Origin of the sequence: Peptostreptococcus porci, from assembly GCF_009695815.1 — a bacterium.
Classification (GTDB): Bacteria; Bacillota; Clostridia; order Peptostreptococcales; family Peptostreptococcaceae; genus Peptostreptococcus; species Peptostreptococcus porci.
Genome location: NZ_VUNE01000001.1, coordinates 869,873 through 889,220, shown reverse-complemented (window position 1 = coordinate 889,220; position 19,348 = coordinate 869,873). Strand labels below are relative to the sequence as shown.

Annotated in this window: 17 protein-coding genes; 14 read left to right on the top strand and 3 right to left on the bottom strand. The window is 31.1% G+C overall.

What is annotated here, in order from left to right; all coding sequences use genetic code 11:
* Positions 1 to 29 precede the first annotated feature (29 nt).
* Complete coding sequence (locus tag FYJ71_RS03920; protein WP_195836886.1) at positions 30 to 1,133, top strand: DUF3810 family protein; 1,104 nt, start codon at positions 30 to 32, stop codon at positions 1,131 to 1,133.
* Positions 1,134 to 1,270: 137 nt separating this feature from the next.
* Here FYJ71_RS03920 and FYJ71_RS03915 read toward each other — a convergent pair whose 3' ends face one another.
* Complete coding sequence (locus FYJ71_RS03915) at positions 1,271 to 1,867, bottom strand: chromate transporter (RefSeq protein ID WP_235899052.1); 597 nt, start codon at positions 1,865 to 1,867, stop codon at positions 1,271 to 1,273.
* Positions 1,861 to 2,427 carry a chromate transporter gene (locus FYJ71_RS03910; RefSeq protein WP_154537473.1) on the bottom strand — a complete coding sequence of 189 codons (567 nt, stop codon included), beginning with the start codon at positions 2,425 to 2,427 and terminating at the stop codon, positions 1,861 to 1,863. Before FYJ71_RS03910 ends, FYJ71_RS03915 begins: the two co-directional genes overlap by 7 nt.
* A gap of 156 nt (positions 2,428 to 2,583) precedes the next feature.
* On the opposite strand from FYJ71_RS03910, the gene FYJ71_RS03905 reads away from it, so the two are divergent.
* The 4 genes from FYJ71_RS03905 (at position 2,584) to FYJ71_RS03890 (ending at position 8,042) form a co-directional block, all read left to right on the top strand.
* A complete protein-coding gene (locus FYJ71_RS03905; protein WP_154537472.1) occupies positions 2,584 to 4,434 on the top strand; it encodes an SEL1-like repeat protein in 1,851 nt (616 codons plus the stop codon).
* 21 nt (positions 4,435 to 4,455) lie between these two features.
* A complete protein-coding gene (locus FYJ71_RS03900; protein WP_154537471.1) occupies positions 4,456 to 5,391 on the top strand; it encodes a magnesium transporter CorA family protein in 936 nt (311 codons plus the stop codon).
* A gap of 141 nt (positions 5,392 to 5,532) precedes the next feature.
* On the top strand, positions 5,533 to 6,204 hold the full coding sequence (locus FYJ71_RS03895) for a class I SAM-dependent methyltransferase (RefSeq protein WP_154537470.1): 672 nt from the start codon (positions 5,533 to 5,535) through the stop codon (positions 6,202 to 6,204).
* Between the two features lie 140 nt (positions 6,205 to 6,344).
* The gene (locus tag FYJ71_RS03890; protein WP_154537469.1) at positions 6,345 to 8,042 is read left to right on the top strand and encodes a phospho-sugar mutase; all 1,698 of its coding nucleotides are present in this window, start codon (positions 6,345 to 6,347) and stop codon (positions 8,040 to 8,042) included.
* 41 nt (positions 8,043 to 8,083) lie between these two features.
* Here the strand turns inward: FYJ71_RS03890 and FYJ71_RS03885 are convergent, their stop codons facing one another.
* Complete coding sequence (locus tag FYJ71_RS03885) at positions 8,084 to 8,962, bottom strand: YihY/virulence factor BrkB family protein (protein ID WP_154537468.1); 879 nt, start codon at positions 8,960 to 8,962, stop codon at positions 8,084 to 8,086.
* 177 nt (positions 8,963 to 9,139) lie between these two features.
* Here FYJ71_RS03885 and FYJ71_RS03880 point away from each other — a divergent pair, with 177 nt between their 5' ends.
* The 9 genes from FYJ71_RS03880 to FYJ71_RS03840 all read left to right on the top strand — a co-directional run bounded on the left by FYJ71_RS03880 (position 9,140) and on the right by FYJ71_RS03840 (position 19,095).
* Complete coding sequence (locus FYJ71_RS03880; protein WP_154537467.1) at positions 9,140 to 10,615, top strand: 3'-5' exonuclease; 1,476 nt, start codon at positions 9,140 to 9,142, stop codon at positions 10,613 to 10,615.
* A 116-nt stretch (positions 10,616 to 10,731) separates the two neighbouring features.
* On the top strand, positions 10,732 to 11,466 hold the full coding sequence (locus FYJ71_RS03875) for an alpha/beta fold hydrolase (RefSeq protein ID WP_154537466.1): 735 nt from the start codon (positions 10,732 to 10,734) through the stop codon (positions 11,464 to 11,466).
* Between the two features lie 108 nt (positions 11,467 to 11,574).
* The gene (locus FYJ71_RS03870; RefSeq protein WP_154537465.1) at positions 11,575 to 11,889 is read left to right on the top strand and encodes a hypothetical protein; all 315 of its coding nucleotides are present in this window, start codon (positions 11,575 to 11,577) and stop codon (positions 11,887 to 11,889) included.
* 5 nt (positions 11,890 to 11,894) lie between these two features.
* Complete coding sequence (locus FYJ71_RS03865; protein ID WP_154537464.1) at positions 11,895 to 12,551, top strand: TIGR04282 family arsenosugar biosynthesis glycosyltransferase; 657 nt, start codon at positions 11,895 to 11,897, stop codon at positions 12,549 to 12,551.
* Positions 12,552 to 12,559: 8 nt separating this feature from the next.
* A complete protein-coding gene (locus FYJ71_RS03860) occupies positions 12,560 to 13,699 on the top strand; it encodes a phosphotransferase (RefSeq protein WP_154537463.1) in 1,140 nt (379 codons plus the stop codon).
* A 29-nt stretch (positions 13,700 to 13,728) separates the two neighbouring features.
* On the top strand, positions 13,729 to 14,442 hold the full coding sequence (locus FYJ71_RS03855) for a TIGR04283 family arsenosugar biosynthesis glycosyltransferase (RefSeq protein WP_154537462.1): 714 nt from the start codon (positions 13,729 to 13,731) through the stop codon (positions 14,440 to 14,442).
* A 188-nt stretch (positions 14,443 to 14,630) separates the two neighbouring features.
* Positions 14,631 to 15,101, top strand: coding sequence for a YbaK/EbsC family protein (locus tag FYJ71_RS03850; protein ID WP_154537461.1), 471 nt, complete (start codon positions 14,631 to 14,633; stop codon positions 15,099 to 15,101).
* A gap of 515 nt (positions 15,102 to 15,616) precedes the next feature.
* A complete protein-coding gene (locus FYJ71_RS03845) occupies positions 15,617 to 16,243 on the top strand; it encodes a YitT family protein (RefSeq protein ID WP_235899051.1) in 627 nt (208 codons plus the stop codon).
* A gap of 245 nt (positions 16,244 to 16,488) precedes the next feature.
* Positions 16,489 to 19,095 (top strand): cell wall-binding repeat-containing protein, encoded by a 2,607-nt coding sequence (locus tag FYJ71_RS03840; protein ID WP_235899050.1) that lies wholly within the window; start codon positions 16,489 to 16,491, stop codon positions 19,093 to 19,095.
* Positions 19,096 to 19,348: the final 253 nt, after the last annotated feature.

Genomic DNA, 19,348 nt, shown 5'->3' with positions numbered 1-19,348 from the left:
ATAATACTATTGCCATGGAGGTGATTGTATTGTTTAAATTTAGAATATGGACTGTGTTATTGGCGATAATATCTGCAATATTGTTGGGATTATCGGCAAAATACAAGGGCATAAATGCTTTTGTTTACACAGAATTGATAAATAAATTTGTTAGAGAAAAAATGAGTGTTACTAGCAACAAAACTGCTCTTCCGATAAGTGAGATCATCCTTATAATTATCGTCATAATGTTGCTAATTGTGTTTATCAACTTTATTAGAAACTTGTTCTCGCCAAAAAAATGGATTGTGTATGTAGCTAGATTGTTTTGGGGAACGTTTAACATTTTCAGCATCTTATTATTCATATATATTGTTGTATTCGGCTTGAATTATCAGACACCAACTCTCGGTGACGAATTAGTTCAGAAATACAATACGAGATTCTCGACAAATGTGAATGTGAATATCGACAGCTCCAAAAGAATGGATTTGTTTAAACAACTATCTGAGAAAGCATCGGAGTCAAAAAAGGTGTTTGTAAGCTCAGAAAAAAAATATTTTGATAACTTGGATGAAATGTATTTGCAGGCAGAGGTTGGATACAATGTTATATCTGAGGCTTTTCCAAAACTTTCAGGTAAATACTCAAGACCAAAGGAATCACTATCCAATGATATGTTAAATTATTTTGGATTGGATGGAACGTATTCTATGCTTATGAATGAAATTGTTATCAATACATCTATACCAAAAGAATATATGCCGTTTATACTTTGCAAATACATGGCATATCAGAGAGGTGTGGCAAGAGAGGATGAGGCGTCGTTTTATGCATATCTATCGTGTATAAACAATCCGGATATCAGATTTAAATATGCAGGATATTTGGCTATGACAGAGATGATTATTGAGTCGCTGAGATCTAATGATAAAATAGATTTCAATCTATCATTCAATACCCTTGATAAGGAAATAAAGAGTGATATACTAAAGTTTGAAGCCTATAAGGGCGATTTTGGCTCAGGTAAAAAGATCACATATGGATATAAGTTCTATTTTAAAAGAATTAATGGCGACGTAAGAGTGGATTCTGTTGCAAATCAGGCGACGAATCTGGTTTCAATATATTATTCACTATTTCCGACAGTCTAACTATAAGACAGTTGATGAATGCTATATCCTATAAAGCATTGGATATAAAAAAATACTAAGATATTGGATATAAAGAAGGGGCTTGTGTCATTCATTTTGAAAAATGAGTGGTTGAGCCTCTTCTTATTCTATTTCCATTATCTTAGTATTAATCCTGCTAAAAGTCCTATTACAGCCGTTACTGCAATAATTTTTATAACGCCAAAATCTTTTTTTCTAAGGAGAAATATTCCCACACAAAATCCAATCACTCCAACAATTTTCAAATTTGATAAGGCGATAATGCTGGTCAAATTGTTTATATCATCAAACTTTGAATTTTTAAATATAGACGAAGTGAATAAATCTAGTGTTGTAACAAAAATAAGACCACAAATCGCTGGCTTAAGTCCATTTAATATATAGTCTATTGCCTTTATTTTTCTTCCACTAAATATGAGTTTTCCGAGAATCAGCATTAAAATACAGCTAGTAGTAACCTCTGCAATTGTGGCAATAATTCCACCTGGAATACCAGCGACCTTAACACCAATAAATGTTGCTGAATTAATCGCAATAGGACCCGGCGTAATCTGAGAAAGTGAGATTAAATCGTTTAGTTCCTTGATTGTCAACCAATGTGTATTATCTACAATATATTTTTTTATAAGAGGAATTACAGCATATCCACCACCAAATGCGAAGGAGCCAATTGCCAAAAAGTTAATGTATAATTTCATCAGTAAATCTAGCATATTTTATCCTCCTCAACAATTGAAAATACTATTAATCCAATCAAACCGGCAAACAATATTATCAGAACAGTTGATATCTTTGTAAAAAAGGCCAGCAAAATAGATACAATTAGAAGGCTTGCACCGAACTTTCTATGCTTTGACAAGGCTTTTTTCGACATATTGAAAACAGTAAATCCCAAAATTGCACTCATCGCACCTGCCATACACTCCATAATGGTTTGAATCAGCTTTATGTGAATAACACTTGAGTAAACATAGTACAATAATGAAATTACAATCAGACAAGGCAATACTGATGCAAATAAGCAAGTAAATGCCCCACACATTCCTCTCATTCTATATCCAGCCAAAATCGACGTATTTATTGCCATTGGACCTGGTCCAGATTGCGCTATTGCAACTATATCAATCATTTCTTCTTCAGCAATCAAATCCTTTTTCTTTGAAAATTCATCGATAATGACAGGTACAATTGTATATCCACCACCGAAAGTGAACATATTTATCTTGAAAAAAATGAAAAACAGTTCTCGCAATCTAACATCTTCATTTTTCATAGAATATCACCTCTTTTTAAATTTGTGTATTTATATATACATTTTATAACAAAAAAAAGGAAATATCAAAATTATTACGCACTTTACATAAGTTTTTAAATAATATATAATGATATAAGGAATGCTATGCAAAGATTAAAACAGGAGGTGACTCATATGCCGCAGAATCCCAAAATGGATTATCTAAAGGGAAATTTTTATGAAAAAATTGGTAAGTCTGAACTGGCTGTTGAAAAATTCATAGATGCTGCGGAAGCTGGATATGATAGGGCCCAACTAATACTTGGACAATTATATGATAGCGAAGGCGAGCTTGAAAATGCAGAGAACTGGTATAAGTCTGCGTTTAATAGTGGAATCGACTATGCAGCTTTTAATTTAGGAAATATGTACTATAACAATGAAATATATGATACGTCTTTATATTGGTACGAAAAAGCTGCTGAAAAGGGAATATTATCAGCAAAAAACAATATGGGTGTAATTTATTATATATTGGAAGATTATGATATGGCTGAACAAATGTTGGCTTCGGCAGCAGATGAAGGCTTTGCCAAATCGTTCTTCAACCTCGGTCTATTGTATAGCGAGCTTGGAAACGAAGAACAATCCAAGATAATGTACGAAAAAGGTGTTGCACTCAATGATGAGGATGCAACCTACAATATGGCTGTTATCGAAATGGAAGAAGGTAACTTTAATAGGTCTATTGAACTGTTTAAAAAATTGATAAAAAAGAAAAATATCAATGCTTGTATAAATTTGGGACTGCTGTATGAGTTGTCTGAAAACTATTTAGAAGCAGAAAAAACATATACGGTAGCCGCTGATGCTGGAAACCCAATAGCACAGTACAGATTGGCTTATTTGCTTGACAAGATGAAAAAGGAGTCTGATGCGATTCATTATTATGAGCTGGCAATTGCTCAGAATCACACACTTTCAAAATATAGATTGGCGAATTTGTACAATAGAAATAACGACACAGACAATGCCAGAGTTTACTATAAGCAGGCAGCAGATGATGGCATAAAGGAAGCAAAAAATAATCTAGCAGGAATATATTTTGAAGACAACAACTTGAAAGAAGCTGGGATTTATTTTAAGCAAGCCATTGACGACGGTTGTTACAATTCTTCAGAAAATATGGGGGATTTGTGTAGAGTTCTAAAGGACTATGATTTGGCAATTCACTATTATAAAATGATGCCGAGTAACATCACCAGTCAGATAAAGCTGGCAAATATGTACGAGAAAAAGAATGATATTGAAAACATGACTACCTGGTACAAGAAAGCTGCGGATAATGGCGATATTGAATCCTGCTTTAAACTTGGTACAATTTACGAAAAGCTTGGAAATGAAAAGGGAGCATTAAGGTATTACAAAATAGCATCTGAGTACGGTCACGATATTGCGAAAATGCACGTTGGAAAACTACTGTTTACAATTGGAGCATATGAGGAGGCATTAAAATACCTAACAGATCCTGCCGAGCTGGAAAATATATACGCCTTAAATACTATAGGAGTTATGTACGATAATTTTTTCAACGATACAAAAAAAGCAATTGAGTATTATGAAAAAGCAATAAAGCTAAATTGTACGGAATCAATGTACAATCTTGCCCAGCTATTGTTGAGAAACTACGAATATGACAATGCAGAAAAATATTTAAAAATGGGAGCTGACAAAGGCAATAAAAGATGTGAATATTTCTTGGCAGCCTTTTATTTCAGAAAGTCCTTTGAAATGTTCAAATCCTTGGCTAATATAAACTATGAAAACACACAGCAGCTCGTATATGAGATAAGAAATCTAGACTTTATCAGCGATCATTTACTTATTTCAGATTTTGATATAGAACCATTGAAATATGAGGTAATAAAGGAAGATGTTGAGCCTTTGTATATATTAGATGTAGAAGAAGATGTCACTGTTTATTTTCTAGGTAGAGAAACCAGAATGGCTGTTGATCAAGGTGAGGTAGAGAATATTGACGTATAGATAATTGGAAGGAGGGGTAAGATGATAAGATACTACAAATCAATAAACTTAAAGCTTGAAAAGTTAAATGAATACGAACGGAGTTGTTGGATAAATCTTACCGAACCCACTTCTAATGAAATAGATGAAATATGTGAGCTTTTAGAATTGGACAGGGATGTAATTACTGCTGCATTAGACGATGAGGAAAGCTCTCGTATTGAATATGATGAGGACTACACATTAATATTGATTGATATACCTTTCGATATGTCTGACTCCAGAACTTCAAACTATATAACTATCCCACTTGGCATTATACTTGCAAAGGATAGCATAATAACGATATGCTCAAAACAAACGAGAATAATGAATGACTTTATAGTTGGACATGTCAAGGATTTCTACACCTTTATGAGAACTAGATTTATCCTTCAGGTATTATACAGAAATGCAAATTATTACTTGTTGTATTTGCGAAGAATCAACAAGACTACCAATGACATAGAGCAGGAAATCTATAAATCCATGAAAAACAAAGAATTGCTTCAGTTATTGCAGCTTGAAAAATCTCTGGTATATTTTTCAACCTCACTTACTGCAAATGAAGCGACGCTAGATAGACTTTTGAAACAAAATATCGTAAAGCAATATCTGGAAGATCAGGACTTGTTAGAAGATGTAATTATTGAAAACAAACAAGCCCTACAGATGTCAAAGATTTATGGAGATATCTTGAGTCGAATTATGGATGCATTTAGTGCAATTATAAGTAATAATCAGAATAATGTCATGACATATTTGACAATCGTTACTATTATCATGGCAGTGCCAACGATTATATCAGGTCTTTGGGGCATGAACGTAGGGGGAATTCCTTTTGCAGAATCACCAATGGGATTTTGGTGGGTCGTAATACTTACTATGCTAGTAGTCATTCTGTCTACAATATATCTAATAAGACAGAAGCTGCTATAAAATAATTCAAATAAATAAAATTAAATTTATTTAAAATATTTGTTTTTTGAATATTTTATTGATATTTATTTATTAGCAATTGCTAAAAATTATTAGAAATTATTAGAAATACACTCGATAATTAGAGGAAAGAGGCATTATATGAATGAATCTTACTTTGAAAACTTATTAAGAATAGATACCTCAAAATTTGAGTACAGTGGGAATGGTTCATTTGAAACGTCCTATGAACCAACTCCTTATAATTCAATTATAAAATTGTTTAAAAAATACACCCCACTTGAGAATCCTCATTTTGTGGATTTTGGTTCTGGAAAAGGCAGGTTTTCATTTATAGTAAATTATTTTTTTGATGTTGGATGTACTGGAGTAGAGGTTCGAACAGAATATCATAAAAAATGCTTGGAAAATCTAGCCAGTTATGGAGAAAAATATACAGAGAAGGCTAAAAAAATTTTCTTTGTTAATTCAAGTGCAGAAAAATATGCGATTTCGAGTTTTGAAAATGTATTTTATTTTTATAATCCATTTTCTGCGAAGGTTTTTTACAAAGTGGTTGGAAACATACTTGATTCAGTAAAGGATTATGAAAGAAATGTCGATATAATACTGTATTTTCCAACTGATGAATTTACGTATTTTTTAGATACAAAAACACCTTTTTATCACTTACTAGAGGTTTATCCAGAGGGAAAATACTCAAATCCAAAAGATAAATTTGTGGTTTATAGATATGGAAAAACGACTGAGGTACTGACGATAGAGATGCAGACAACGTGCAAATCTTGTGTGGAAATATGCTCTTGCAAGTAGTTTAACAAGACTACCAGCAAGAGCTTTTTATTTAAATCATTGAATATTTAGATATTATTTTTTATGAGTATTTTCACATATAATTAAAAAGATATGTTATAATTGATTTAATTAATCAATTATTAATAGGTGGTGATTTTATGGGTTACATGGAAAAATATAACGAGTGGTTAAATTCTCCATATTTTGACGAAAAAACAAAACAGGAGCTATTATCTATCAAAGATAATGACAAGGAAATAGAGGACAGATTTTATAGAGAATTAGAATTTGGTACAGCTGGATTAAGAGGAATAGTTGAAGCTGGTACCAATAGAATGAATGAATACGTTGTTAGAAAGGCATCATATGGATTGGCAAAATATTTTTCAAAGCACTATTCCGATGCGAAGAGTAGGGGTATAGTAATTGCTCACGACAATAGAAATATGTCAAGAGAATTTTGCATGGTAGCAGCTCAAACAATTGCAGCTACGGGATTGAAGGTTTATTATTTCAATGATTTGAGAACGACTCCGATGTTGTCATTTTCTGTAAGAAATTTAAACTGTGTAGGTGGAATCGTTATTACAGCTAGCCATAATCCACCAAAATATAACGGTTATAAGGTATACGGTGAAAATGGTGCTCAGGTTATGCCAGATGTAGCAAAGGCAATTCTGAATGAAATCGACAATATCAACGATTTTTCTGAAATTCCAAAATACGAAGAGAAAAACTGTTCAGACCTTATGGTACTATTGGGTTCAGATATAGATGATAAATTTTTAGAAGCAGTTAAAGCAAACATAATAAGAGATGATGTAATCAATCAATTTTCGAGTGATTTTAAAGTGATCTACACACCTCTTTGTGGTACTGGTAGAGTTCCTGTACTAAGAGTTCTCAAAGATTGTGGATTTGAAAATGCTTTTGTAGTTCCAGAGGAAGAGATGCCTGATCCAAATTTTGCCGGTATAAAAACTCCAAACCCTGAAGAAAGTGTCGCACTAGCCAGAGGAATTGAATTATTGAAGGAAAAAGACGCTGATATTTTAATAGCAACTGATCCTGATTGTGATAGAGTAGGTGTGGCAGTGAAAAATTCTGCTGGGGAAATAGAATTGCTTACAGGAAATCAAATTGGTGGTCTGCTGACAGAATATATTATTTCTGGTCTTAAAGAAAAAAATAGATTGCCAGAAAATGCTTGCATGATAAAAACAGTTGTTACATCTGAATTTGGGGCGGATATAGCAAAATCATTTGATGTCGATGTTGTAAGTATTTTGACAGGGTTCAAATTTATGGGTGAAAAAATCACTCAGTACGAAAAAGATAATTCAAAATCATTTATCATGGGTTATGAAGAAAGCTATGGATATCTTGTTGGTACGCAGTGTAGAGATAAAGATGGTGTTGTTGCAACGTTATTAATCTCAGAAATGGCACTTTATTATAGAAGTAAAGGACAGACTTTGTATGAAGCTCTATTATCCCTTTATGAAAAATACGGCTATTACAGAGAAAAAACTATTTCTATAATGCTAGAAGGAAAAGAAGGTGGAGAAAAGATAGCTAGAATAATGACACATCTGAGAAATTCAAACTTGAAGGAAATATCCAACAAAAAAGTTGTTGAATTATTGGATTTTGAAAAGGGTGTTGAAGGCTTTACAAAATCAAATGTGTTAAAATATGTTTTAGAGGACGGCTCATGGGTTGCATTGAGACCATCAGGTACCGAACCAAAAATAAAAGTATATATAGGAACAAAAGATTCTGTTGATAATATGGCAATCGAGAAAGTATCAGAAATAGAAGAGTATTTCTTGAGAGAAATCAACGCAGTAAATTAGTTAATATCATTAAATAAAAAAAGCAGCTCGTATACTACTCATTAAAAAGGAGTATGCGAGCTGTTTTTAAAAGCTTCTTGAAGTGAATTCTTCTTTTGAATTAGAAAGATAATGGAATTTATTTTATAGCCGATGGTTATTGCCATACTACATAAATAAATCCAAGTCATCAAGACTATCATCGTCGAAATACTTCCGTAAATTTGATTTATTCCACTAAAATTATTTGCATAGAACGAATACAAAATGGAAAATACTATCCAAAGCATGGTAGTAATACAAGCTCCAGGTAAACCTTGTTTGGCCTTCATTCTGACACTAGGTCCAAGTGTAAACAGGCTTGTAAAAATATAAATCATATACATCACAGGAATAAAAAATCTAATCACATTGAATATAAGCTCTAATAAAAAATAGTCACTTATAATCTTTTCAATCAAAAATCCTATTTTTTTACCGTATACCAGCAGGAAAATACTCAATAAAGTCAATAGGAAGAAACCGATAGCGAACAATATGCACAGAGTATTTAGCTTTACGAAACCTCTTAACTCTGCAAATCCATAGGCTATATTTTGACCTTTAACTACAGATTTAACTGCCTTTGAAAATGTCCATGTTGCTAAAATAAAAGAGAGTATTACCAAGGCAAAGCTTCTATTTTTTACCGCTGATTCAATCAAGCTATTTATAATCATATATGCGTCATCTGGAATGATTTGCAATAAAAATTCTCCAGAGGTTACAAGATTGATACCTGGAATATAAGCCATGGCAGCAATTAGAAAAATGAGTGATGGAAACACAGAAATAGTTAGGTAAAATGCTGTTTCGGCACTTCTTGTGTACATATCTGGCACATTGAAAAAGTTTATAAATATTTTAATTGATGACACCAATTTTTTCATCTTATCCAACATAATAATTCTCCCATAAAAATAATATGCAGATTTTCTGCGACCATATTATATATAATACCATAATCTAAAAAAATTAACAAAAATATTAAATCTAATTCATTGCATATTTTGATTATTTACAGAAGAAAGTGTTATAATATTAGTAGTATCTTAAGTTTAAGGAGGATATTTTTAAATATGTCATTTATAATTGGGCCAAGCAAATTTTCTACATATTTGCCAAATAAGTATGTGGTAATTGATTTGGAGGCAACAGGAAATTCAAAATTTAACTACATAATTGAATTGTCTGCGATAAAAATTGTTAACAACGAAATAATCGACGAGTTTAATCACTTGATCAAACCACCTGATTTTAGATATATTGACGATACAAGTAAGGTTAGCTCTTTTTCTATAAAAAATGGCAAGAAGATTTTCTATATTGATTCATTTATTGAAAAACTTACAGGAATTGACAATAAAATGATTGATAATGCGATTCAGGAGTCGATTGTGATAAAAAAATTCCACAGCTTTATTCAAGACAATGTTATCGTAGGACATGGAATGGCAAACGATATAAATTTGCTCAACAAGGCATATAATAGAGTTCTCGGTATTGATTTTGTATGTTCATTTGTCGACACATTTGAATTGGCATTAATTATTGACAATGCAGAGTATTCACTTGTAAATCTATGTAATAAGTTTGGTATTGACAATAAAATTGTTCATAGAGCGAGGTCTGATGCCTATAGAACGTATCTTTGTTATGAAAAGCTGAAAAAAATTATAAACGATGACTCAGTGGCTATATTTAGAGAAGGCTTTGATAATAAAATAAATTCAATGATTGCATCGCAGAAGAATAATATGAATCGAAAAAGAATTAAAAAATTTAATGGTATGAATTGGAGTAGAGTGAAAAATTTCCTCGAATCAGTTGGAAACCTTGAAGATATTTTATATGAAGAAAATATCTTTGTGTCAAATTTCATAAACGATAGAGATAGAAAAAAAATTGAAGATATCGTCGAGTATTGTGGTGGCAATATAAGCAATACTATTGATGATAACACTGGCTTTTTTATCTCAAATTTCAACGTAGATATGGATTCTATAGATTTCTTTACTCAAGTATACCGAAATGTATTTGAATGTAATAGTTCGTCATTCGAGCATAAAGAAAAAAATATTGAATCTGAATTGAATAGTGAAATCGAAGCCAATATCGAAGCTGGCAAAATATACGACTCAAATTCACAAAAATACGATGAATTTTACCTTATTTATTCATCTATTTTGAAGCATAATAGGATAAAGGTGATGTCCTTTGAAGAAATGATAAATTCATACGATTTGGGATATAATCCTAATCTTGTATTTGATGAAAGCCTTTCAAGTATGATATATGATAATACAAATAATTTTTATCTATATCTTGATGGAATAAATGAATCAAATGTAGATATTATCAAAAAAAATATTATTGATAAGGGAGGGCATATTAAAGAGACTCTTGATGAATCGGTTGAATATATAGTTCTTGGGAAGAAAGATAACACATTTATTAATTCAAATGAGTTTATAAAATTTATTTTTCTTATTTCCACAGGAAGTAGTATTTTTATAGTCAATGAGGCACGTTTCGAAAAAAAATCAATGGAGTAAATTTTTGGATTTTTGCAAGAAAAAAAATTCTAAAACCATTATCGTCACTTGAATTGACAATTAATGTCTATAGTTGTATATTATTTTGTAGGAAAGCAAAAAAATGGAGGCTATATATGAAGATTGATACTTACGGAGATCCTAAAAATCCCGTTGCATTACTTATTCATGGTATTTTTTATCCTGGGGTAACTAGTTACAGGTCGATATTGCCAATTCTAGAAAAAAAATATTATATAATCGTACCAAATTTAGATGGGCTTTCATACCCAAAAACAGACTTTGTTTCAGCTAGAAAACAAGGTGAAAGAATTGTAGAATGGCTCAAGGAAAACAATATAAATCATATTCATTTTCTGTTGGGGTCTTCATTTGGATCATCTGTTGCCTTTGAGATACTAAAAGATGTATCTTTAAACATCGACAAGGCAGCGTTAGATTCACCAGCACTTAAAGAGAGTAAGCTACATGGTATGATTTTATATTTCGAGATGAAGAAAACGGCGAAGGACTTTAGAAAGAACGGTATTAATGCATTTAAGCATTTTGATAAATATAGATATTTCGATAACTTTGACAAGGAATACTGCTTGAAGGTTTATAATACGATGGATGACAAAACTTTGAAGGAATTAGCATTTTCATGCTACAAATATAGATTACCTTCTGAATTATATAGAGATGATACGGAAATTAAATTTATTTTTGGTGAGAAGGACAAGTCAAAAGCGAATCTACCAGAAGTTAAGGAATTGAAATCTGGAGAGATAAAGATTGTTGAAGGTATGAGTCATTTACAGTATATGTTTGAAAAACCGACGGAGTTTTTACATGAGTGTGGAGTGTTATAATCTTTCACTGTAAAAACCTTTAAAAGTCTGATATAATAGTGATATAGGTATACGTTGCGAGAGACTTTTTGTCAGTAAAATTTGTGTACAGACCAGAGGAGGTTAGTTATGAAAAAAATTTTAATAGGTGCTATTGCTGGTGCTGCAGCTATTGCAGTTGGTTATAAGTTGGTAAAAGACAACGAGGAAGAGGTAAAATCATTTATAAGTAATCACTTTGGAAATGATTTAGAGGTAGATATCGAAGATCTTGATATTGAAGAATTAGAAGAGCTTCGTAGGTATGTTGATGAAATAATAGAAGAAAAAGATATAGCCAGAAGCATTGACTACAGTGATTATGTTCCTGACTATTATACTGATGGCGAAAATAATGATTACGAAGAATATATAGATTTAAGTAATCTAAGTCCAGAGAAGTAGGAAAAGTGAAAAGAGCTTTTATCTTATTTACTAGGCTTCCCATACCAGGTCATACTAAAACAAGACTTGAAAAATATATCTCGAAGGATAAATGTGCAGATTTACACAGATCTATGCTGATGGATATAGATTTAACTTTATCTAATGTGGATGCAGATATATTCATTTTTCATACGCCAAATGGAACTTCAACTGAACTAAAGCATATTTTTAATGAAAAATATAGATATATAATCCAAAAAGGCGATGATATTTGGGAGAGAATGGCAAATGCGTTTTTGGATATATTTTCACTTGGATACGAAAGTGTGATTTTGATAGGTGCTGATATACCATCAATAGATTCTGAGCATATCAACAACTCTTTCAAGTTGCTTGAAAAATCAGATATTGTAATTACACCGACTTTTGACGATGGATATTGCTTAATAGGTATGAATTTCTTTTGCCCAGATATTTTTGATATAGAAAGCAATGTAGACTCATTAGGAGTTTTTGGAGGTACATTAAAAAAAGTTTACGAAAATAATTTGGTAGCATCCATTAATAGCAAAATTCTTGATATTGACGAGGAGGAAGATATTCTCTCGATTATATCTTTATACTATGATATGGAAAATTGCAGAAATACCATCAAATATCTAAAATCGATTGGGTACTAGGGGGTAATATGTCTGATATTTTAACAAAAGAAAACGTAGAAAAGTCAATAAATAATCGTAATTTTGTCGAAAAGCTTGCCAAGGGGAAAAATCTTCCTCTTGGCTTTGATGAATTTAGAGTAAATGTTTGTGAACTTGCAAATGGCGAATACAATTATAATTTTAAAATATCCGTCCTTTTTGTATACAATAACTCTTCTCAGATTTCCGAAGATGCTGTATTACGAATTAATTACGGAAGTCAAATGCATTTAAGCAAACAGATAGAATATGAATATCGTTCACTCGAGCTACTTAAAAACACAGGAGTCACACCTGTACCAATTTTTTTTGACGACACAAAAACGCTTTTGCGAAAGGACTATCTTGTCATGGAATTTGTAAATGGAACGCAGATGTCATACTCCGAGGATATGAAGCTTGCTGCAAATGTTCTTGCCAAAATACATTCTGAGAAAATTCCAGAAAACAACCATCTAATAAAGCCATCTAATTTGATATCGTCAATGATTGATGAGTGTAAAACTATGTATAACAAATACAAAAATAGTGAATTCTTTGATGTGAATATAGATAAGAAAGTATCCAAGCTATTTGAAAAATGTGAAATGTTGGAAAAAAATGAAATCGAAAATATCGGAAATAGTTCTAAAAAAACAGATTTTCTTGATAAAGCGAACGATTTTAACGACAAATGCATGATAAACACCGAATTAAATTCCTCAAACTTTTTAGTTGACGGAGATTTATGTTTTTTGGTAGATTGGGAAAAGCCAATCTTGGGTGAAAAAGAACAGGATTTAGGACATTTTTTGGCGCCGACGACATCTTTCTGGAAAACTGATGTAGTTTTGAATAAAAAGGAAATTGATGCTTTTTTAAGAGATTATTTGACATATTTAAATAATAACACTGGAAATAATAACATTGAAAATAACAATGAACTTGAGGTATTAAAGGAAAAGGTAAATAAATATATTATTTTGAACTGTTTAAGGGGTCTCACATGGTGTGCCATGGCATGGGTTGAGTATAATTCAGAGGATAAAGCAATATTAAATGAATTTACGTATAACAAGCTAAAGCAATATCTGGACTATAGCTTTCTGGATCAGGTGCTTGATATTTGTGGTTTAAACGATATATAGACGAGTGATAAAAATATAGTGGTGAAAGTATGAAAAAAGTTAGTGTTGTCGTTCCAATCTATAATGAGGGTAGCAATGTAAGTAAATTAATAGACATACTCCTTGAAACAGATGATATTTACGAGGTGATTTTTTCTGATGCTTCAGATGATGGTGATGCAAAAAAAATAATTGAAGCTAATGGATTCAGTTATATTAAATCACCTAAAGGAAGGTCATTTCAAATGAACGAAGGATTCAAACAATCTTCTGGAGATATTGTGTTTTTCCTTCATTGCGACAGTAAAATCGAAAAAAACTGCATATCATCAATAATTAAAGCCTCTGAAAATGGAGTTAATTTTGGATGTCTTACAATCGCATTTGACGACACAAGACTACTGATGAAAATATGTGGCTTTATGTCAAATTTCAGGGTAAATCATAGAAAAATTGCATTTGGAGATCAAGGTATGTTTTTTTCAAGAGAGTTATTTACCAAACTCAATGGATTTGCTGAAATTCCAATAATGGAAGACTATGATATTTCGATTAGAGCCAAAAAATTTGAAGCTGTAACGAAGTTGGATGATAGAATAATCACCTCATCAAGAAAATATTATAAGGGGTATGGTAGATTTAACTATGGAAAACTGAGCTTCATAGGAATATTATTAAATATGTGGGATATGCAGGTCTATCAGCATAAATTTAGAGCAGGAAGCTCATTGGAAGATATAAACAGAATGTATTATAAAAAATAAACAGAATATATTATAAAAAATAAATAGCAATTATTCATATTTTAAATAAATATAAAGGAAATAATTTTAATAATAATTTGAATAACAATTTTAGGAAAAATAGAAAATAATAGCTTAAATAGCAATAAAAAAATATTTTAAATATAAAAGTGAAAATTTGAATATAAAAGAAAGTGCTGAGGTGTATTATGAGTATAGCAAATGTAAGAGAATACTTTAGACAATATAACAAAGAAAATGATGTAATTGAATTTGAAACTAGTAGTGCTACTGTGGAGTTGGCTGCGAAAGCTGTTGGGACTGAAGAAGCCAGGATAGCCAAAACGCTTAGCTTTATGACTTCAGAAGGTCCAATTCTAATCGTTACTGCAGGAGACACAAAAATAGACAATAAATCATATAAAGCACAGTTTTCATGCAAGGCAAAGATGCTGACAATGGAAGAGGTTGAAAATCTAGTTGGACATAAAGTAGGTGGAGTTTGCCCATTTGCAATCAAAGATGGTGTAGATGTATATCTTGATAATTCAATGAAAAGATTTGAATCTGTATTTCCAGCCGCTGGTAGCTCAAATTCAGCTATCGAACTAACTTGTGAAGAGCTTGAAAAATTTTCTCAAAACTTTAAATGTTGGGTTGATGTTTGTGTAGTTAGATAATTTTTTCAAGCCTTGTTGTAGTATGACTTGGTAAGGGAAGCAGAGTAGATTACTTGTATGATTATAATAACTCCTGATAAATAAGAATTTGATTTAGATTTAATTTAGGAAAACAATATGTGAATGCTACTGCGTTCGTGTTTAGTAAAACTAAACAAATAAAAAAATTTTAAAAACATGAGTTCATTTATACTAAGAAAATATATTATATTAATAAATTTCAAGATTTTTTGTACTCGAAAATTCGTTGATATTAAGCCAAATATTCAAATTATAATTTGATATACTAAAAAACCTTAAAAATGATGTTAAAAACTTATCTAAAAAAACGCCAATTTTAAAACAGGAAAACACTGTTGAAAATTGGTTTTTTTTTAGGTATAATAACTATATCAGTTAAGCTTAACAATTAAATAGTTTATAAAACGAGGGCGCTCCAGAATAAATGATTTGGTAAACGACGATATGCCAAGTCGCAAATGAAAAGGAAGGTAATTTTTATGGACAAACGGTGTATGACTAAAAAGTTATTACAAATGGCTATTGGAACTTTAATATTATCGTTTGGTATTTACAACTTTTATTATCAAAATGGAATAACAGAAGGTGGAGTTCTGGGTTTATTGTTAATATTTAAGAATGTGTTTAACGTAGATGTTTCGTTATCGAATGTTTTTATAGATGGGCTTTTAATCCTATTGGGATTTAGATTTTTCGGAAAGAAATTCTTTGGTTATACGATTTTCTCAACAGTTGTTTTTTCAATTGTTTATGGTATTTTCGAAAAATTTGGTTTCTTAGTTACAGTAGACAATAATATCATTGCAGCTATACTAGGTGGAGTTTGCGTGGGAGTCGGCTGTGGAATTATTATTAATGCCGGTGGTGCAGCTGGTGGAGATGATATAGTGGCACTTATATTCTCAAAAATGTCAAATGTAAGTATTGGTAAAGTATATTTAATAACTGACGTTACAGTTCTTGCATTATCTTTATCATATTTGCCAGCATCTAAGATAATATATTCTATTATAGCCGTTGTCGTAAGCGGACAGGTTATAAACATCATGTATAAGTTTAATGATTCAATAGAATTAGTACCAGATTTAACTCCTGTAGCTGATGGAAAGTTAGCAGCATAAAAAACAACATATAAGAATTAATAAAATATCCTAAGTTTGCTTATAGCAACTAGGATTTTTTTTTATCAAAAAAATCAAAATTAAAGATTTTTTATGGTAATTGAATAAAAATTATGTTACAATGTATAATAATTCAAAAAAAAAAATAAGATTATATAACTATAAAATATTTTATAGAGTTTATTCTTGAATATCTCTATATGTATTTAATAAATATTTTAATAAAATCAAAAAGGAGATTAAAAATGAAAAGTATTAAAAAATTTATTTCAGTGCTACTTGTAGCAATAATGTTCATCTCCATTGTGCCTACTATTAACGTTAAAGCAGAAGGAAATTATAATGGTACTATAACAAGAGTAGGTCAATGGACAGGTGAATCAACTGTTATTAAAAATGATACTATCAATGTATCAAGTGGTTCTGATAAACTTGGTACACCCATTCCAAATTATGGATTACTTAGAGGACTTGCAAAAACTTTTTTGGGATGGTCAGACAAAGAACCAGTTGGCAATGGTGAAATAGCAGAAGGTGCAAGATTATTTTCTCCAGAAGATACAGTATCAAAAGTATTTCCAAATGGTATTGATGCAGATTCTAAGATTTATGCTGTATATTTTAGTTTAAATGATCCAAAGAGTCCTTTGCCACCTTCAAATATTCAGCTAGGTTTTGCTCTTTTAAGTGGGGTTAAAAAGATAAAAATTGATGGAAAAAAAATTGATATTGATAGAAATACTAGCAATGAGGACATATTACCGTACACTAAAAATATATCTTCAGAAAGATCTGACAATACAATATCAATAGTTGACCATTACAAAGCAGCTGACGATAGCAATTCCGTTCACGAAATCGTATTGAAATCAGAGTTTGAAATGACAGACAATATACATATGGTAACATATAAAAATCCAGGTGGATATAAACCTGTACTTTCTTATAATTATAGTGATTTGAGAAATACAGAATTTAGCAAAAAACAAAGAGAAGATATGAGTCCTCAAGAGCAATACACTTTCGTAGACCTAACTGTTGAGTTGGATCAGCAAATGAATATTCCAGAAACTCTTTATATGGACTTTAAAAGCTATCCTTGGAGACCTCTATATGTGTTAGACGAGCAAGGAAATTCGTTAAATATTATTAGTCCAGTAGATGGAAATGATTTGGGAAATGATATGAACGCTTTCAGTACACTTATCAGTAATACAAATCCTAGCACAACTTTTGGTTTTAAAACCACTGGAAAGAAAAAGTTTACAATAAGAACTATTTTAAGAGATGGAGTTAACGAAAGAATCCCTGAGAACAATGTTGTTCCTACTGGTGATAATACTATAGCTGAAGAAATAATAGAAAATATGACATTGAAGTTTCTTTCTAGTGATGAAATAATGACTTTGACTGGAAAATCAAAAGAAGAAAGTTATAAGTCTGTAGTAACTATAAAAGATTCTGTAGCTAAAAGTATTGCTGATATAACAGGTAGCCAGAAATTAAAGGCAGTTGGATCTGTAAAAGGGTTGGCAGTAGCAAATGCAGGAAGCGTTAGTTCTCCCCTTGGTCCTATTGACTTAAGATCAGCAAATAATATTAATACGCCAAGTACTGGAACTCTTAATATAGGTTATACAATTAATCCTGTGGTTACATTTGTTAAAAACTATGGAGACGAAAATGCTTCTGACTACAAAATATCTGAAGTAGAAGTCGAAAAAGATCAATCTATCAATGGTGATTCGCTTGTTAATCAAAATATGCCATCAAATCCAACAAGAAGTGGATATAGGTTTGTTGGTTGGAGTACCAATAAAGATGCAAATTCTTCAAACATTGCAAATACAAAATTTGATGGGGATACTGTAGTTTCTGATAACGTAACAGTATATGCAATTTGGGAAAAAAATTCAAATGGTGGTGGAGGTAGCAATAATCCAACACCAAACCCAGACAAAGATAAAGATAGAGTAAGTGGCAATGATAGAATTGAAACAGCAGTAAAAATATCTGAAAAGTACTTCGGTAAATCTAAAACAGTTATTGTTGTAAGGAGTGATTTATTCCCTGATTCTATGACAGCAACAGTTCTTTCTAAACAATTAAATGCACCAATACTTTTGACAAATACAAATATACTAGACCAAAAGGTAAAAGATGAAATAAAAAGGCTAGGTGCTGAAGAAGTTATTATTGTTGGAGGTCCTCATTCAGTTTCTGAAAAAGTTAGAAATGAATTAAAAGAGCTAGATAGCGACAAATATGTTGAAAGAATATCTGGTGAAGATAGATATGGTACTTCTGAAATGGTTGCTAGGAGAGTTGTTGGATTAACTGGAAAATTGAACAAGGCTGTAGTAGCAAGTGGAGAAGTATTCCCTGATGCACTTTCTGTGAGTTCATTTGCTGCACAGAATGGATATCCTATATTATTAGTAACTAAAGAAAATATCCCATCTCGTATTAAACATTCCATATCTGACTTAGATATAAGGTATACATATGTTGTTGGAGGTGTAGATACAATATCACAAAAAAATGTTACAAATCTTCCAGGTGTATTGGAAAGAATGGGTGGAGTTGATAGATACCAAACTTCCGTTGAGATCGCAAAATCAAAGTTTAAAACATCAGATACTGCATTTTTAGCAAGTGGAGAAGTGTTCTCTGATGCTCTAGTAATCGGTCCTGTTGCTGGAAAATATGCGTCACCAATCTTACTAACACCTTCTAAAAATGTTTCTAAATTTGTGGTTGATTATGTTACAAATTCAAAAATAAAAAGAATGACAATAGTAGGTGGACAACGATACATACCAGACTCTGTTGTTAATCAAATAATCAAATAATAATTTATTTTAAAAAATGGGTTGAGTATTCAAATGAATATTTAACCCATTTATTCTAAATTTAATGTATACATACTCTTATTATCACTTTTATATTTATTTAGAGCAATTGAATTAATTTACAGCGATTCATCTCAATATAATATTTGATTTATTTAAAACTTCATAATATAAATATGTTGACATTTAGTACAAAGAACTATATTATATAGTATATAAAAAATCGTTATCATAAGAATGTTTTGAAGGAGGG

Bases quoted from the DNA above. Each gene is read 5' to 3' on its own strand.
- FYJ71_RS03915 (WP_235899052.1), bottom strand. From the start codon at position 1,867: ATGCTAGATTTACTGATGAAATTATACATTAACTTTTTGGCAATTGGC.
- FYJ71_RS03910 (WP_154537473.1), bottom strand. From the start codon at position 2,427: ATGAAAAATGAAGATGTTAGATTGCGAGAACTGTTTTTCATTTTTTTC.
- FYJ71_RS03905 (WP_154537472.1), top strand. From the start codon at position 2,584: ATGCCGCAGAATCCCAAAATGGATTATCTAAAGGGAAATTTTTATGAA.
- FYJ71_RS03900 (WP_154537471.1), top strand. From the start codon at position 4,456: ATGATAAGATACTACAAATCAATAAACTTAAAGCTTGAAAAGTTAAAT.
- FYJ71_RS03895 (WP_154537470.1), top strand. From the start codon at position 5,533: ATGAATGAATCTTACTTTGAAAACTTATTAAGAATAGATACCTCAAAA.
- FYJ71_RS03890 (WP_154537469.1), top strand. From the start codon at position 6,345: ATGGGTTACATGGAAAAATATAACGAGTGGTTAAATTCTCCATATTTT.
- FYJ71_RS03885 (WP_154537468.1), bottom strand. From the start codon at position 8,962: ATGTTGGATAAGATGAAAAAATTGGTGTCATCAATTAAAATATTTATA.
- FYJ71_RS03880 (WP_154537467.1), top strand. From the start codon at position 9,140: ATGTCATTTATAATTGGGCCAAGCAAATTTTCTACATATTTGCCAAAT.
- FYJ71_RS03875 (WP_154537466.1), top strand. From the start codon at position 10,732: ATGAAGATTGATACTTACGGAGATCCTAAAAATCCCGTTGCATTACTT.
- FYJ71_RS03870 (WP_154537465.1), top strand. From the start codon at position 11,575: ATGAAAAAAATTTTAATAGGTGCTATTGCTGGTGCTGCAGCTATTGCA.
- FYJ71_RS03860 (WP_154537463.1), top strand. From the start codon at position 12,560: ATGTCTGATATTTTAACAAAAGAAAACGTAGAAAAGTCAATAAATAAT.
- FYJ71_RS03855 (WP_154537462.1), top strand. From the start codon at position 13,729: ATGAAAAAAGTTAGTGTTGTCGTTCCAATCTATAATGAGGGTAGCAAT.
- FYJ71_RS03850 (WP_154537461.1), top strand. From the start codon at position 14,631: ATGAGTATAGCAAATGTAAGAGAATACTTTAGACAATATAACAAAGAA.
- FYJ71_RS03845 (WP_235899051.1), top strand. From the start codon at position 15,617: ATGACTAAAAAGTTATTACAAATGGCTATTGGAACTTTAATATTATCG.
- FYJ71_RS03840 (WP_235899050.1), top strand. From the start codon at position 16,489: ATGAAAAGTATTAAAAAATTTATTTCAGTGCTACTTGTAGCAATAATG.